This window comes from Bacillus sp. NEAU-CP5 (genome assembly GCF_026420705.1).
Taxonomy (GTDB): Bacteria; Bacillota; Bacilli; order Bacillales; family Bacillaceae; genus Bacillus; species Bacillus velezensis.
The window spans coordinates 405,247-420,072 of the sequence record NZ_JAPMOV010000004.1 but is presented as its reverse complement, the minus strand read 5'-3'; the positions used below and the strand labels follow the sequence as shown (position 1 = coordinate 420,072).

Genomic DNA, 14,826 nt, shown 5'->3' with positions numbered 1-14,826 from the left:
TTACAGATTTTTTTCTTCGTAATCTGCGATTTTGCCGATCCGCCGTTCGTGGCGGCCGCCCGTAAATTCAGTCGTCAGCCAGACTTTTGCGATTTCGCGCGCCAGCCCCGGGCCGATGACGCGTTCGCCCATCGCAAGAACATTCGTGTCATTGTGTTCACGCGTCGCTTTTGCGCTGAAGGTGTCATGGGCAAGCGCACAGCGTATGCCCTTTACCTTATTTGCGGAGATGCTCATGCCGATGCCTGTGCCGCAAATTAAAATTCCCCTGTCAGCTTCGCCGTTCACCACTTTTTCCGCTACCGGAAAAGCGTAGTCTGAATAATCGACAGAGCCGGCGCCGCATTCACAGCCCATATCAATGTATTCAATCTGCAATTCATCCAAAAGACTTTTTATTTCTTCGCGGATATGGACGCCGCCGTGATCTGACGCAATAGCTACTTTCATTCATTTACCTCCTAGGTGTGGCTGGGCGAAGACAGCCCAGTGTGCTTGTCCTTTTTATTACGAAATCCGTTGATTTCATTCTACTCTTTCACATTCGTTTTGCAAATGACCTGTTTGCAGATTTTCTGACAGATTACTTGCTTTTTCCGTCAAGCAATTGATCAGCCAAAAGGGTCAGCAGCTCCTCCAGTTCGTCCCGCGTCTGTTTATAAACATCAAGCGGACCGCCGAACGGGTCAGAGATATCGCCATTTTCCCCCGTTACGTATTCTTTAATGGTAAAGACTTTGCCCTGACTGTTTTGATATCGGCCTTCAATCAGCTGTTTGTGCTGTTCCGTCATCGCCAGCACCAGATCAGCCGTCTCGATATGTTCTTCCGATAAGGGAGATGAACTGTGATTGAGAGCGATCCGTTTTTCAAACAGCGCTTCTACGGCATGGACCGACGCTTTTCCGTGCGGAGTCGCGAATACGCCGGCCGAGCTTACGCTGACATCCAGCCCTTTCGTTTCTGCAATGGATTTAAAAAGAGCCTCAGCCATGGGACTGCGGCACGTATTGCCTGTACATACAAAGATTATTTTCATGTCCGTCACCTCTTACTGCCTATTATAAATGAAGAAAAAAGAAACGGCATCTTCGTTTCTTTTTTTACGTATCTTATATCGGTAAAAGCAGTTTCAGCCCGAATCCGATCAAAATGGCTCCGCCAAGCGCTTCGCTGTAGGAGCCGAGCCACGACTGCACCTTTCTTCCCGCCAAAAGGCCCGCCCATGTTAAAACGGTGCTGAAGACCCCGAACAGCGTAACGGCCAGAAACGGATTGGAGCCGTTCATCCCGAGACTGAGCCCGACAGAAAAGCTGTCCAGACTGACACCGACCGCAAACAGCAACAGTCCCGATCCTGCCGGAGATATGAGCGGCCCGTCTGATTGTTTAAACGCGGCGATGATCATCTGCACCCCTAAAATGAAAAGAAGAGATCCGCCGATGTAAACGGCGAGCATCCCCAAAAAACCGGACAGCAGATGCCCGGCCGCCATTCCCACAAGCGGCATCATGACATGAAACAGCCCGATGACAACCCCTATATGAAAAATCTGTTTTTTCTTCAGCTGAATCATTCCCATTCCGAGTCCGACGGAAAAGGCATCCGTCCCCAAAGCAAATGCCATGATGCTTAAGGAGACAAGTTCCCCGATGAATAGATTCGACATGAAATAAAAACCCCCTTGGACGTGCCCGCTTGTTTAGCTTATGCATGTCCGATAAGGGGTAGAACAAGTTAATGGATAACGGTGCCGCCTGCGGCTTTCATCAGCCTGTTCATCACGGCGAGCCCCACTCCGGTATCCGGAAAGGACTCAGAAATAATCATGTCCACTTCCGCTTCATCAAAGCTGCGGAGCGCATCGTATAAGGCGGATGCCACTGTTTCAAGGTCGGAGCGTCTGCCGCAGACCTTGATATAATCAGCCTGGTAACTATCGGCGTTCTCTTCTGTTGTCAAAATGCCGATTCGTTTTCCCCGGCTTTTATATACGTCTGCCAGTTCTTGAATTCTCCGGGCGCCGCCGTCGGCAATAGCCATCGGCGCAGAAGGCGCGTAATGTGTATATTTCATACCCGGAGAAATAGGAACCTCATCTTCTTCGGTCAGCCCTTTATCCACAAGAACCGGGCCGGCGGCGGATTCAATCTGCTCTTTTGTCACGCCGCCCGGACGAAGCAGCACGGGCTGTTTCCCCGTACAGGACAGAACGGTTGATTCCACTCCGATTCCCGTCGCGCCGCCGTCCACAATACCGGCAATGCGGCCGTTTAAATCATGAGCTACATGCTCGGCCTTCGTCGGGCTCGGTTTTCCTGATAAATTGGCGCTCGGCGCGGCGATCGGCAGTCCGGCAGAGCTGATGAGGGCTAATGCTGCCGGATGATCAGGCATTCTGACCGCTACCGTCTCAAGTCCCGCGGTGACACGGGGTGACAGCACACCGGGCTTACACGGCAGGACAAGGGTCAGCGCCCCCGGCCAGAATAGCTTCATAAGCTTTTTCGCCGTATCAGGAATATGGCTGATAAAACGATCAAGCTGGCTGATATGGGATATATGCACAATCAGCGGGTTATCGCTCGGCCTTCCTTTCGCCTCATATATTTTGGTTACGGCTTCCGTATTTTCAGCGTTAGCGCCCAGTCCGTAAACGGTTTCTGTCGGAAAAGCCACAACCTCATTCTGCCGGAGCAATTCCGCGGCTTGTGTAATCTGGGGATCGGTTGTGGATAATTCGCGCGAACAATCCACAAACCATCTTTTTGTTTTCATGTATAACCAAACTCCTTATTTTAAAGCGGTAAAACTTTATTTTCTCTCGTGTATTCCTTTTGAAAGTATAAAAGATGTCCTTTAATAAAACAAGTGTTATCCACAAACTGTGGACAACACTTTTTAATAAGTGGATAACCTTGTGTATAAGTTAGATCAGGCAGAGGTTTTCACCATTAAAAACGAACCTTCTGTGCATAACGAGTTGCGGAAATGTTCGGACGTATACAGTTCATCAGGCGCATCGGCGCACGCTTCAAATCCCATCACATTCAGAAACTCAGCAGATGAGGGCTGATTGGCGACTAAGTAGACATCTTGAATCTCATGTTTTTTGCACAGCACATCCATACTTTGAAACAGTGTAACGATATGGCTTTGATTCAGCCTGTCCGACATGACGAGTGAACGGAGAAGCCCTTTTCCGCCGCTGAATTTTTCGATCCCGAGACAGGCGGCAATCTTTTTTTCACTGTCTTCCAGCACGATAAACCGGCTGATCTGCTGATCGATTTCCGCATGTGCCGTATCAGCCTTTTTCAAAAAGGCCTCCAGCGCCTCCGTATCTTGATCTCTTGCCACTCTCAGCTGATAAAACATATATTTCCCTCCGTTTCGATCAACTCTTTCTTCCAATCTATGAATCGAATCCGGATTTATGCCTTTTGCTTCAGGAAAATAGATCTGAAATCCAATCGACGAGGAAAAACTTCACTTCTGTATCATCGTCTTCTTTATTTTCTTTCTTCGCTTTATCAGCCTTTGCTTTTACGTCATCCAGCACTTTTTTAGTCTGTTTCTGCTCTTCCTGCTTCTGTCCGCCGTCTTCCTGATCTTTCACCGCTTCGCCGTTTGAGAAATCAAGGAAGCACAGCGGCGGAAACAAGACGCACCACCAGTTGGCGCCCTCGCCATTGCCGAGTGTAATTAAAATCGCTTCATATTTTCCGGCCGGATAGACCATATTGCCGTACAGCTTTGTCGGAAATGAGATTTTATTGAATTGAACTGAAACAGATTGATGCGCACCCTTTTCTTTCATCGTTTGTTTGGCGATTTCTTTAATTTCAGGAAGCTTCGAACGAATGAGCCGCCGCGCTTCTTCAATGGAAGTGATATCTTTCACCCAGTCCGTGATTTGCTTGTTTACAGCATCTCTGATCTGGCGCTTGAGCTTTTGATCCTCATCGTTATCACTGTTGGCCAAAATCCTGAGCCGGATCGCTTCATCCGGTATGACAACGGGCTCATCGGCTGATGCCCGCGCCGTTTCTTCTTTTGTCAAACCCGCAAGCGCTCCTGATAATAAAAGAAAAATATATATGCAGATCATCATTGTCTGTTTCATCGGTCCCCACCGTTCCTCTCCGTGCTTTTTTATCTAGTCCCATTATGGACATGACGGAAAAGGTTTAAACCGGCGGGAAGAAAAAAATCTAGCAAGCTGATAATCTGCATTAACAGATTCAAAATATGGTACGATATTATTTTATAGGAGGTTTTCAGATGAAATATAATTACACCGTGCTGCTGTCGGCGGCATGTATGTCTGTCATTTATTCTATTTTGTATGTTCATCAATTCATTATCGCGGCTTTCATTTCGATGGCGTTTTATTTTTTGTTTCCTTATTTGATTTTTGCGCTGCCGCTTCAATACTTTCTGAATAAAAAGCCGAAGAGATTTCATCCGCTGTATCTTCTTTATTATTTAGGGGTGTCATTCATTGCAAACGGGATCATCTTCGGTCTTTTGCAGCCGTCAGGCCAATCTCTGTTTTCTAATTCAGCCTTTTATATCTTTGCGGTTTTAACAGCCGTCGTCTATTGGGTATGGGATTCCGTATTGCTGCAAAGACAAAATCCGGCTGCAGAAGCGTAATCAGCAGACAGCCGGCTGAAGGGAGAGCGGCGCAAAAGAAAACGGCGGCCATCTTTAAACGGGCGTGCCGTCCTTCTTCTGTTTCAGAATGATAATTGGCCCGCTGCTCCGCTCCGCTTACGGCCACCCCGGAAACGATGATCGCTGTGACGATAAGAACAGCCGTAACGGCGCCGAAAATGATGTCAAAGCCAAACGGCAGAACAAACCCCGCCGCATAAGCTGCGGCGGCGAGTATACATCCGAAGGCGAACGCTTTTTTCTAGGCGGATGCCCCTTTCATTTTCTTTCCATTGTAACAAAAGCCCGCCGTGTGCGTCACCGGCGGGCTTTTTTCATGATGTGATGATCGCGGATACGGTTCTGTCTTTTCCGTTGATGTCCTGTACGACTTCCACTTCCGCATTCGGAAAGGAATGACGGAACAGGTCTTTCACGGCTTTTCCCTGATTATATCCGATTTCAAAGACGACAAGCGCTTTATCTTTCATGACAAGAGGCAGCTCCTCCATAAACCGCTTGTAGAATTTCAAACCGTCACCGCCGTCCGTAAGTGCATGAAGCGGCTCATGGAAACGGACGATATCCGACAAATCCGCCATTTCTTCTTCAGAAATATACGGCGGATTGGAAACAATAATATCCGCTTTTTTCCCTGATGAAATAAAAGGAGTTAACAGATCTCCCTGCAAAAAACAGACGTCCGCTCCGAGGTTTTGCGCATTTCTTTCCGCCACCTGCAGCGCTTCTTTCGAAATATCCGAAGCCGATACTGAAAAATGTCCGCATTCAAGCGCGAGCGTCACCGCAATGGCTCCGCTCCCCGTACCGATATCAATGACGTTCAGGCGTTCCGCCCCGGAAAATACCCGCTTCTGTCTGTCCAGCAGATGAAAGACGACTTCTTCCGTTTCCGGACGCGGAATGAGAACATCGTCATTCACAAAAAATTCCCTGCCGTAAAACTGTTCTTTTCCGATAATATATTGAATCGGAATACCTTCTTTATGCATCTCCACGTGCCGTCTGAATCGATAAAGCTCGTCCTCGCCGACGGGCTCCTGCAGACTTGCGAGAAGTTTGCTCCGATCCATTCCGGTATCATTTAACAACAGCAGCTCGGCCGCGTTTTTTTCTCTTCCCGCTTCGGTTAAATAAGAAGAAGCCCAGCTTAGGGCTTCAAAAACGGTCTTCATCTTAATTTTCCGCCTGCTGGAGCTTGCTTGACTGGTCTTCTACGATTAACGCTTCAACCACTTCATCAAGCTTGCCTTCCAGGATTTGATCCAGCTTTTGAATCGTCAGGCCGATGCGGTGATCCGTCACACGGTTTTGCGGGAAATTGTATGTGCGGATACGCTCGGAACGGTCGCCTGAACCGACGGCTGATTTACGAGTCTGATCATATTCAGCCTGAGCTTCCTGCTGGAATTTGTCATAGATTCTGGCGCGGAGCACCTTCATCGCTTTTTCTTTGTTTTTTATCTGAGATTTTTCATCCTGACAGGATACGACGACACCGGTCGGTAAATGCGTCAGGCGTACGGCCGACATCGTCGTGTTTACGCTTTGTCCGCCCGGTCCGCTTGATGCGAATGTATCGACGCGGATATCTTTTTCGTGGATGTCCACTTCTACTTCTTCCGCTTCAGGAAGACACGCCACCGTCGCCGTGGATGTATGAATACGGCCGCCCGATTCCGTTTCCGGAACACGCTGTACGCGGTGCGCGCCATTTTCATACTTCAGCTTGGAGTATGCGCCTTTTCCCGTAATCATAAAGATGATTTCTTTATAACCGCCCGTTCCGGTCACGTTTGCTTCCATGACTTCGGTCTTCCAGCCTTGGATTTCGGCGTAACGGGAGTACATTCTGTAGAGATTTCCCGCAAACAGCGCGGCTTCTTCTCCTCCCGCTGCTCCGCGGATCTCCATGATCACGTTTTTGTCATCGTTCGGGTCTTTCGGGATGAGGAGCACTTTCAAACGCTCTGATAAGGTTTCCGTCTCTCCCTGCAGTTCGGAGATTTCTTCCTTCACCATTTCTCTCATATCGGCATCAAGCTTTTCCTCAAGCATCGCTTTCGCATCGGCAAGCTGTTCTGATGCGTCTCTGTATTGTCTATAGACTTCAACGGTTTCTTGTATATCAGATTGCTCTTTCGAATATTCTCTAAGCTTTTTCGGATCGTTGACCACTTCCGGATCACTTAAAAGCTCATTTAATTTTTCGTATCGTTGTTCAATTGACTGTAAACGGTCTAACACGGTCTTCACCTCTGTTTTCCTGTGCGTAACATTCTCATTATAGTATAGGGCTTATCGCCAGTCAAAAGCAATTCGCCTCTGTTATACTGAAGCAAAAAAGGAGGGGCGGATATGCTGAAATCCATCCACCATATAGCAATCATATGCTCTGATTATGAAAAGTCGAAAGCTTTTTACACCGAGATTCTCGGTTTCGGCATTATAAAAGAAACATACCGAAAGGATCGCGGATCTTATAAACTTGATCTGGCGCTGGACGGCGCGTATGCGATTGAATTGTTTTCCTTTCCCGATCCGCCCGAACGGCCGACCAGACCGGAAGCCGCGGGTCTCCGGCATCTCGCTTTCACCGTAAACGATCTTGAAGCAGCCGTCAGGGAGTTAAAAGAAAAGGGCGTCGGCACAGAACCGATCAGAACCGATCCGCTGACGGGGAAACGGTTTACCTTTTTCTTCGATCCCGACAAGCTTCCGCTTGAATTGTATGAAGCGTAACGTTTTTTGAAGAAATGCCGCTTTCTTTGGCGAATTCCTTCTTGTTTTGTCTAACATGAAGGGAACGCCGCCTCATGGTCGAATACCTAGCAAAAAGGAGGTATGTGATCATGAATACAAACATGGCCGCGAAAGAGCTCGGTGTCTCCGCAAAAACGGTGCAAAGGTGGGTCAAGCAGCTGAATCTTCCGGCTGAACGGAATGAGCTCGGACATTATTCCTTTACACCTGAGGATCTTGATGTGCTGAAATCGGTCAAACTGCAAATTTCTGAAGGCACTGCCCTTCTGGACGTTCAAGTGCCCCGGCAGCCGAAAAAACGGACGGGCTTCATTTTGCAGCGTCCGAAAATCAATGGCGGCGCTGAACAAAGATTGGCAGAGCTGGAGCGCAAACTGGACATTCTCACGAAAGAGAAACAAGGTGAGAACCATCTGCTTTCAAGGATAGAGGAGCTTGAACGCCAGCTGAAACAAAAGGCGGATGAAGGGGTGTCTTATCAGCTTCTTCAGCACAGGCGGGAAATTGACGACCTCAATACCGAATTGCAGACATTGGCCTCCCGCATCCAGGAACTTTCCCAGACAGCTCCCCTCTCAGAAACAGCCGCTTCTTCAGAACATAAGAAACCCAGAAAAAAAACGAGATTTTCGCCTTTTAAATTTCAATTCTAATCAAAAAAGCTCCCTGAAACAGGGAGCTTTTGATTATGCAGTCAGCGCAATGATGATCGGCAGTGAGATTAGAGATAAAATCGCACTGATCACGAACGCGGACGCAGTTTCTTCCTCTTGTTTTTCGAAACGTGTGGCAATCATCGCCGCTACCGCAGATCCAGGGAATGCAACGAGCAATACCGCTTTCGTGATCTGGTCAGCCGGAAGTCCGACTGCAAGAGCGATCAAGTACATCAGCGCAGGCTGAACGGCAACTTTTAACAAAGCGATACCGAAAGCCGGCAGACTGAGCTTAATGTTGCGGATACCGACAGTTACACCGACGGCGAAGAGCGCAACACCTGATGTTGTGCTTCCGAGCTGATCAAGCATTTTTTCTCCCAAGCCAGGGAGTGTTACACCGCAGAGTACCAGAATGATACTGATAAGCGGTGCAGCCGCAAGCGGTTCGGAAAGACCGTGAAGAATAGACTTACCAGTCATTTTCCAGAAGTTCTCGTTTTCAGTGTCTTTTTTCTTAGATGACTCACCGACAGTAGCGATAATGATCGCAAGCGGGTCAAGGATGGCGTTAACCACGATACCCGTAACGGCGATAGGAATCGCTACTTCGCTTGCTCCGAATAAGCTTCCTAGTACGGGAATACCCATAAAAGCAAATGTCGGCTGTGCAGAGTTTAAAGAAAATACAGATGAATTCGTTAAATCATACTTGAAGATAAATTTGCAAACCAACAGAATGACGATAAAGAATCCGACAATCCCAATGATCAAAGCGACCATCAAAGGAACCTGTGATAAAAACGCACTTCTTGAAGTGGTTAAAATACTTGCGATAAAATGCGCCGGAAGCGCGTACTTCGTAACTAAGGTGCTTACCCCTTTTGCTGACTTCGCGTCATAACTTCCGAAGCGACCTGCGAACCATCCCAGCACGATCACGAAAAAGATCGGCGCCAGGAGGATTAAAATATCTAAGAAGCTCAAAATATTCTCCTCCAAATCCTTAATGTCCGTATACTTTAGCCTTTACATAAAAGCTTTCCCTCGGACTGTAAAATTAATCGTAAAAATTATTTAGCGACAACTTGTTTATATTGCGGTTTCCACATTGCATCAAGAACGGCTTGTTCTACATTTTCAGGAATGCGGTTTGCCACGCCTTCTTTAATTGCAGTTTCCGCTACGGCGATCGCAACTTTAATTGAAACTTCTTGTAAGTCGCTCATGCTCGGCAGAAGGCCTGCACCTGGTGTTTCAAAATCAACGCTTTCTGCGATTGCGTCAGCAGTTGCCGCAAACATTGCAGGAGTAATCACTTTCGCTTCTACAACGATTGAACCGAGACCAAGTCCAGGGAACGCGAATGCGTTGTTAGATTGTCCGATTTCATGAGAAACGCCATTGTACTCTACATTGTCAAACGGGCTTCCTGTCGCCACAAGCACTTTGCCGTCAGTCCATTTGAAAAGATCGCTAGGAACGGCTTCAGCAAGCGGTGTCGGGTTAGACATCGGCATGATGACCGGACGCTCAACGTGTTTTGCCATTTCTTTGACGATTTCTTCACTGAACGCGCCACTTTGGCCTGATGTACCGATTAAGATTGTCGGTTTCGCTTGACGGATCACTTCAATGAAAGGAATTTGTCCATTTTCATCGCGTTTCCAATCTTTAATTTCTTCAGCTGTGCGCAGGTACGGCTCTTGGAAATCAAGAATGTTTTCCATACCTTCAATTAACAAGCCTCTGTAGTCCATTGTGTAGAACGCTTTGTTGGCTTCTTCTTCAGAAAGACCGGCAAGCACCATAGTATCGCGGATTTGGTCAGCGATTCCGATTCCGGCAGATCCTGCACCGAAGACAACCACACGCTGGTCTTTAATAGACGCGCCTGTTTTCTTCATAGCCGCAAGCACACCTGCAAGCGTAATCGCGCCTGTTCCTTGAATGTCATCGTTGAATGTAAGAATTTCATGGTTGTATTTCTTCATGATATTGCGCGCGTTTTTGTTTCCAAGGTCTTCCCAGTGAAGAAGAGCTTTAGGGAAATATTTAAGCGCAGCTTTTACATAAGCGTCAACGAAAGCTTCGTAACGTTCGCCTTGGATACGTTCATGGCGGTTACCGATGTATAAAGGATCGTTCAGAAGTTTTTCATTGTTCGTACCGACGTCAAGAACGACAGGAATAACGCGGCTTGGGTCAATACCGGCAGCAGCTGTGTATACCGCTAATTTACCGATGGCGATGTTGATACCGCCTACACCCCAGTCACCGATTCCGAGGATGCTTTCTGAGTCTGTCGCAACGATCAGATCAATATCTCCGGCAGTGGCATGAAGGTTTTCAAATGCCTCTTCGATTCCTTCCACGTTGTCGATAGAAAGGTAAATTCCTTGAGGTCTTCTGTACTCATGGCTGTATTCTTGAATCGCTTCACCGACAGTCGGTGTGTAAACAACCGGCAGCATTTCACGTAGATGGTTTTGAAGCAATTTAAAGAAAAGAACTTCGTTACGGTTTTGCAAATCGTTCAAATACACGTTTTGGCGAAGGCGGTCCGGCTGAGCTTGAAACTGCTCGTATGCGCGTTTTGCCTGCTCATCAAGAGACAGAATTGTCGGAGGAAGCAGCCCGTCTAATCCAAGGCTTTTTCTTTCTTCTGCTGAAAACGCAACACCTTTATTTAAAGTAGGGATAGATAGAACTTCTTTTCCTCTTAAAGTAGTTTCTAAGTTGCCTTCCTTCGTTACTTTAATATTATTCAAGAAAATCTCCTTCTTTCTTCAAATAGTTAACAAAGTTAAGTAATTACCCATTTTGGCTAGTGTGATCGCGATCTGCTATATCTTTTTTTGACAATTATTCGAACAATGTCTCATAACTATTTACATTACTTAGTCATTTTATGCCTGTAAAAATGAAAATTCAAGAGATGAAAATTACTTAATTTTTTCATACTCTTTTTTAAGTTATTTAACTACAATTTTTGAAAAAACGTCAAAAAAACACCGGATTTTTTACCGATGTTTTCATGAAAAGGGTTATTTATCAGTCTGTTTTTTTCGGCACTTCGTGATGATGCCTGCATCTCGCTTCGTATGACTCCGACGCGCCGACTAAAATGACCGGATCATCATAGGAAGCGGGCTTCCCGTCAATCAAACGCTGCGTACGGCTTGCCGGCGACCCGCAAACGGAGCAGACCGCCTGCAGCTTCGTCACCGATTCGGCAACCGCCATCAGATTCGGCACCACGCCGAACGGCTCTCCCCGGAAATCCATATCAAGTCCGGCCGCGATGACACGATAGCCTTTATCCGCAAGCGAGGATAAGTCGCCGATGATCGATTCGCCGAAAAACTGCACTTCATCTACCGCGATGACGTCCGTGCTTTCACTGATATGATCCCATATTTCAGCCGAAGACGAGATGACGTGGCTTGTCATGGATGTGCCGTTGTGAGAAACGACAGCCTCCTCACTGTAGCGATTATCAATGGCAGGTTTGAATACCTTAACCTCCTGCTTCGCATATGTCGCTCTTTTCACTCTGCGGATCAGCTCTTCTGATTTCCCAGAGAACATGCTGCCGCATATCAGCTCAAGCCATCCGCTTTGCTTCATTATGTACATAGGCTATCCGCTCCCCTTTTTTTCCTGTTTATGGACATAAAAAACAGGCAAGAAGCAATTCTTGCCTGCCTGTAAAATCTATTATTACTTAAGACCGTATTTTTTGTTAAAGCGATCAACACGACCATCAGCAGAAGCGAATTTTTGACGTCCAGTGTAGAATGGGTGGCATTCAGAGCAAATCTCAACGCGTACCTCTTCTTTTACTGAGCCTGTTTCAAATTCATTTCCGCAAGCGCATTTAACTGTTGCTTTTTTGAAATTAGGATGAATTCCTGCTTTCATTGTATCCATCTCCTTCCGCCCTGAATCCCGTGTGGAAACAGAGTTATTATTCCGGAGTAATCCGGAACGCATATGAGAGAATTATATCAGTCATTTACTGCATTTGCAAATACATTTTTTATCAGCGGCGGGCTGATGATGAAAGGTTTGCCTGCTTCCATTCTTGGTTGATCAAATCGAAGAATTCCTGATTCGTTTTTGTTTTTTTCATTTTTCTCATAAACTTCTCTGCGAAGTCCGGAGAATCAGACATCGATTTGCGGATCGCCCATAGACGGTCAAGATGCTCTTTCGGCACGAGCAGCTCTTCCTTCCGTGTGCCGGAGCGGCGGATATCGATCGCCGGGAAAATCCGTCTTTCCGCAAGAGAACGGTCAAGGTGAAGCTCCATGTTGCCCGTTCCTTTAAACTCTTCATAGATGACGTCATCCATCCGGGAGCCCGTGTCTACGAGCGCCGTCGCCAAAATGGTCAGGCTGCCGCCCTCTTCAATGTTTCGCGCGGCACCGAAAAAGCGCTTCGGACGATGGAACGCAGCCGGGTCAATCCCGCCGGAAAGCGTACGTCCGCTTGGCGGGATAACGAGGTTGTAGGCCCGTGCCAGGCGGGTAATGCTGTCCATCAGAATGATAACGTCTTTTTTGTGTTCAACGAGACGCATCGCCCGTTCAAGCACAAGTTCCGCTACCTTAATGTGATTTTCCGGCACTTCATCGAATGTGGAGCTGACGACATCGCCCGCTACGGAACGTTCAATATCCGTTACTTCTTCCGGTCTTTCATCAATTAAGAGAACGATCAATTCAGCGTCAGGCTGATTTGTCGTAATGCTGTTAGCGATTTCTTTCAGCAGCATGGTTTTACCGGCTTTCGGCGGCGCCACGATCAGACCGCGCTGGCCGAAACCGACGGGAGCCATCATATCGAGAATTCTTGTTGAGAGATAATTCGGTTTCGTCTCAAGCACCATTTGGCGGTCCGGATAAAGCGGAGTCAGCGCGGGAAAATGAACGCGCTCTTTCGCAGATTCCGGATCGTCTCCATTTACCGCTTCAACGTGCAAAAGTCCGTAATAGCGTTCGTTTTCTTTCGGCGGACGCACCTTGCCGGATACTTTGTCACCGTTTCTTAAATCAAAGCGGCGGATCTGGGAAGCAGAAATGTAGATGTCTTCTGAGCTTGGCGAGTAATTAATCGGTCTGAGGAAGCCGAATCCTTCCGATTGGATGATTTCGAGCACGCCTTCCATAAACAGAAGATCCTCCTGCTCGGCGTTGGCTTTCAGAATGGCAAAGATTAATTCTTTTTTAGTCAGTTTGCTGTAGTAGGAGATTTTATAATGTCTGGCCAGTTCATATAGTTCTTTTAATTTCATATTTTCCAAAGAGGAAATAGATACGTCTTTCATAAAAACACCACGCTTTTCATAGTCAATGTATTGCTGTTTTCATTCAAATCGGCTGCTTCGCATGATTCCGCCAAAGCACATTCTTTTATAAAACGTTAAGGAACTTCTATCGGTAACACTTCCACCCATGATCGGCGCTTTTTTTAAAAAAGGAATGTCTTAATGAGTTTTGAAGGAAGCGAGGACAAAAACTTGAGAAGATCAATATTTATATCGTCTGTATGCGGTAGAATTTGAAAATTTCCCAGTACTCAAAAGAAGGAATGACACAGAAAAATCGCAGCACTCTTTATTTTTACCTCATTTCAAAAAATTATTCAACTTAAATAATGCTTTGACATATAAATGATAGGGTTGACTCTTTATTGCAAAAGAAAAGCGGGACTTTCCGTCCCGCTTTTCTCTATTTATGGCCGGATCACAAGATTTGGTTTTTTCTTCAGGCTGTGTCTTCCGTCAACGAATCGGACCGTTCCTGATTTCGCACGGATGACCAGACTTTCAGTCGTACCGACGGAGCCTTTGAACTGAACGCCTTTCAGCAGCTCTCCGTCCGTGACGCCTGTTGCGGCAAAAATGGCGTCATCCCCTCTCACAAGGTCCTCCATCCGGAGCACTTTGGATACATCAAGGCCCATTCGCTCACAGCGGACCTGCTCTTCCGCACTTTGCGGCAGAAGCCTGCCGATGATTTCGCCGCCGAGCGCTTTTAACGCAACGGCAGACAGCACGCCTTCAGGAGCCCCGCCTGAACCGAAGAGAATGTCTACTCCCGTATGGTCAAAGGCCGTATTGATGGCGCCCGCGACATCACCGTCGTTGATCAGTTTGATTCTGGCGCCCGCCTCACGCAATTCAGAGATGATTTTTTCGTGTCTGTCACGATTTAAAATGGTTGCCACGACATCTTCAATGTCTTTGTTTTTCGCTTTCGCAACGGCTTTTAAGTTATCAATGACAGGCGCTTCGATATCGATGCAGCCTACCGCTTCAGGACCGACCGCGATTTTTTCCATATACATATCCGGGGCGTTCAGCAATGTTCCATGGTCGGCGACCGCGATCACCGTCAGCGCATTCCAGCCGCCGCTCGCTACGATGTTTGTGCCTTCAAGAGGATCGACGGCGACATCGACGCGCGGGCCGTATCCGTTTCCGAGCTTTTCGCCGATGTAAAGCATCGGCGCTTCATCCATCTCGCCTTCCCCGATCACGACCGTGCCTTTCATCGGCACCGTGTCAAACACGTCACGCATTGCGCTTGTCGCCGCATCATCAGCTTCATCTTTTTTCCCGCGGCCCATCCATCTGGCAGATGCTAAAGCCGCCGCTTCAGTGACTCGAACCAATTCCATCGATAAGCTTCTTTCCATTTCAACACGATCTCCTCTCAA

At 47.3% G+C, this 14,826-nt stretch carries 17 protein-coding genes and 2 pseudogenes; 3 read left to right on the top strand and 16 right to left on the bottom strand.

The features are described 5' to 3' along the window. The 6 genes from rpiB to spoIIR all read right to left on the bottom strand — a co-directional run bounded on the left by rpiB (nt 1) and on the right by spoIIR (nt 4,127). On the bottom strand, nt 1-450 hold the full coding sequence (gene rpiB, locus OTK50_RS14865) for a ribose 5-phosphate isomerase B (RefSeq protein WP_003151149.1): 450 nt from the start codon (nt 448-450) through the stop codon (nt 1-3). Nucleotides 451-583: 133 nt separating this feature from the next. Beyond that, nucleotides 584-1,039: a low molecular weight protein arginine phosphatase gene (locus OTK50_RS14860; RefSeq protein ID WP_032869474.1), complete on the bottom strand. Its 456-nt coding sequence runs from the start codon at nt 1,037-1,039 to the stop codon at nt 584-586. A 73-nt stretch (nt 1,040-1,112) separates the two neighbouring features. Continuing rightward, nucleotides 1,113-1,670 (bottom strand): manganese efflux pump MntP family protein, encoded by a 558-nt coding sequence (locus OTK50_RS14855; RefSeq protein WP_021494810.1) that lies wholly within the window; start codon nt 1,668-1,670, stop codon nt 1,113-1,115. A 68-nt stretch (nt 1,671-1,738) separates the two neighbouring features. Continuing rightward, entirely contained in the window at nt 1,739-2,779 is a 1,041-nt protein-coding gene (locus OTK50_RS14850; protein WP_224223880.1) for an L-threonylcarbamoyladenylate synthase, read from the bottom strand. A 156-nt stretch (nt 2,780-2,935) separates the two neighbouring features. Beyond that, nucleotides 2,936-3,379, bottom strand: coding sequence for a hypothetical protein (locus OTK50_RS14845; protein ID WP_007614382.1), 444 nt, complete (start codon nt 3,377-3,379; stop codon nt 2,936-2,938). A gap of 70 nt (nt 3,380-3,449) precedes the next feature. Continuing rightward, nucleotides 3,450-4,127: a stage II sporulation protein R gene (gene spoIIR, locus OTK50_RS14840; protein WP_191974021.1), complete on the bottom strand. Its 678-nt coding sequence runs from the start codon at nt 4,125-4,127 to the stop codon at nt 3,450-3,452. Between the two features lie 158 nt (nt 4,128-4,285). Here spoIIR and OTK50_RS14835 point away from each other — a divergent pair, with 158 nt between their 5' ends. Next, nucleotides 4,286-4,660, top strand: a complete 375-nt coding sequence (locus OTK50_RS14835; protein WP_122504240.1) for a UPF0715 family protein — start codon at nt 4,286-4,288, stop codon at nt 4,658-4,660. Here the strand turns inward: OTK50_RS14835 and OTK50_RS19870 are convergent. The 3 genes and pseudogenes from OTK50_RS19870 to prfA all read right to left on the bottom strand — a co-directional run. Continuing rightward, nucleotides 4,650-4,898 (bottom strand): annotated as a pseudogene (locus OTK50_RS19870) (DUF5316 family protein); the annotation flags it as partial. The gene OTK50_RS14835 and the pseudogene OTK50_RS19870 overlap by 11 nt on opposite strands. Before the next feature lie 97 nt (nt 4,899-4,995). After that, nucleotides 4,996-5,856, bottom strand: coding sequence for a peptide chain release factor N(5)-glutamine methyltransferase (gene prmC / locus OTK50_RS14825; protein ID WP_130571385.1), 861 nt, complete (start codon nt 5,854-5,856; stop codon nt 4,996-4,998). Nucleotide 5,857: 1 nt separating this feature from the next. Next, complete coding sequence (gene prfA, locus OTK50_RS14820) at nt 5,858-6,928, bottom strand: peptide chain release factor 1 (protein ID WP_003151139.1); 1,071 nt, start codon at nt 6,926-6,928, stop codon at nt 5,858-5,860. Nucleotides 6,929-7,039: 111 nt separating this feature from the next. Here prfA and OTK50_RS14815 point away from each other — a divergent pair, with 111 nt between their 5' ends. Continuing rightward, a complete protein-coding gene (locus tag OTK50_RS14815) occupies nt 7,040-7,423 on the top strand; it encodes a VOC family protein (protein ID WP_007614387.1) in 384 nt (127 codons plus the stop codon). Nucleotides 7,424-7,533: 110 nt separating this feature from the next. Next, complete coding sequence (gene racA, locus OTK50_RS14810) at nt 7,534-8,097, top strand: chromosome-anchoring protein RacA (protein WP_224223881.1); 564 nt, start codon at nt 7,534-7,536, stop codon at nt 8,095-8,097. Between the two features lie 33 nt (nt 8,098-8,130). On the opposite strand, the gene OTK50_RS14805 is transcribed toward racA, so the two are convergent. The 7 genes and pseudogenes from OTK50_RS14805 to glpX form a co-directional block, all read right to left on the bottom strand. Next, entirely contained in the window at nt 8,131-9,087 is a 957-nt protein-coding gene (locus OTK50_RS14805) for an AEC family transporter (protein WP_007407608.1), read from the bottom strand. 86 nt (nt 9,088-9,173) lie between these two features. Next, nucleotides 9,174-10,871 (bottom strand): oxaloacetate-decarboxylating malate dehydrogenase, encoded by a 1,698-nt coding sequence (malS, locus tag OTK50_RS14800; protein WP_007407609.1) that lies wholly within the window; start codon nt 10,869-10,871, stop codon nt 9,174-9,176. Nucleotides 10,872-11,154: 283 nt separating this feature from the next. Beyond that, entirely contained in the window at nt 11,155-11,739 is a 585-nt protein-coding gene (locus tag OTK50_RS14795) for a thymidine kinase (protein WP_007614390.1), read from the bottom strand. 84 nt (nt 11,740-11,823) lie between these two features. Further along, nucleotides 11,824-12,024, bottom strand: a complete 201-nt coding sequence (rpmE, locus tag OTK50_RS14790; RefSeq protein WP_003151132.1) for a 50S ribosomal protein L31 — start codon at nt 12,022-12,024, stop codon at nt 11,824-11,826. A 121-nt stretch (nt 12,025-12,145) separates the two neighbouring features. Continuing rightward, a complete protein-coding gene (gene rho, locus OTK50_RS14785) occupies nt 12,146-13,432 on the bottom strand; it encodes a transcription termination factor Rho (protein ID WP_003151107.1) in 1,287 nt (428 codons plus the stop codon). Further along, nucleotides 13,429-13,638, bottom strand: a pseudogene (locus OTK50_RS19960) (hypothetical protein). Before OTK50_RS19960 ends, rho begins: the two are co-directional and overlap by 4 nt. Before the next feature lie 201 nt (nt 13,639-13,839). Further along, nucleotides 13,840-14,805: a class II fructose-bisphosphatase gene (gene glpX / locus OTK50_RS14775; RefSeq protein WP_224223882.1), complete on the bottom strand. Its 966-nt coding sequence runs from the start codon at nt 14,803-14,805 to the stop codon at nt 13,840-13,842. Between the last annotated feature and the right edge of the window lie 21 nt (nt 14,806-14,826).

Coding starts and splice junctions, on each gene's coding strand:
- rpiB (WP_003151149.1), bottom strand. CDS start 450: ATGAAAGTAGCTATTGCGTCAGATCACGGCGGCGTCCATATCCGCGAA.
- OTK50_RS14860 (WP_032869474.1), bottom strand. CDS start 1,039: ATGAAAATAATCTTTGTATGTACAGGCAATACGTGCCGCAGTCCCATG.
- OTK50_RS14855 (WP_021494810.1), bottom strand. CDS start 1,670: ATGTCGAATCTATTCATCGGGGAACTTGTCTCCTTAAGCATCATGGCA.
- OTK50_RS14850 (WP_224223880.1), bottom strand. CDS start 2,779: ATGAAAACAAAAAGATGGTTTGTGGATTGTTCGCGCGAATTATCCACA.
- OTK50_RS14845 (WP_007614382.1), bottom strand. CDS start 3,379: ATGTTTTATCAGCTGAGAGTGGCAAGAGATCAAGATACGGAGGCGCTG.
- spoIIR (WP_191974021.1), bottom strand. CDS start 4,127: ATGAAACAGACAATGATGATCTGCATATATATTTTTCTTTTATTATCA.
- OTK50_RS14835 (WP_122504240.1), top strand. CDS start 4,286: ATGAAATATAATTACACCGTGCTGCTGTCGGCGGCATGTATGTCTGTC.
- prmC (WP_130571385.1), bottom strand. CDS start 5,856: ATGAAGACCGTTTTTGAAGCCCTAAGCTGGGCTTCTTCTTATTTAACC.
- OTK50_RS14815 (WP_007614387.1), top strand. CDS start 7,040: ATGCTGAAATCCATCCACCATATAGCAATCATATGCTCTGATTATGAA.
- racA (WP_224223881.1), top strand. CDS start 7,534: ATGAATACAAACATGGCCGCGAAAGAGCTCGGTGTCTCCGCAAAAACG.
- OTK50_RS14795 (WP_007614390.1), bottom strand. CDS start 11,739: ATGTACATAATGAAGCAAAGCGGATGGCTTGAGCTGATATGCGGCAGC.
- rpmE (WP_003151132.1), bottom strand. CDS start 12,024: ATGAAAGCAGGAATTCATCCTAATTTCAAAAAAGCAACAGTTAAATGC.
- rho (WP_003151107.1), bottom strand. CDS start 13,432: ATGAAAGACGTATCTATTTCCTCTTTGGAAAATATGAAATTAAAAGAA.
- glpX (WP_224223882.1), bottom strand. CDS start 14,805: ATGGAAAGAAGCTTATCGATGGAATTGGTTCGAGTCACTGAAGCGGCG.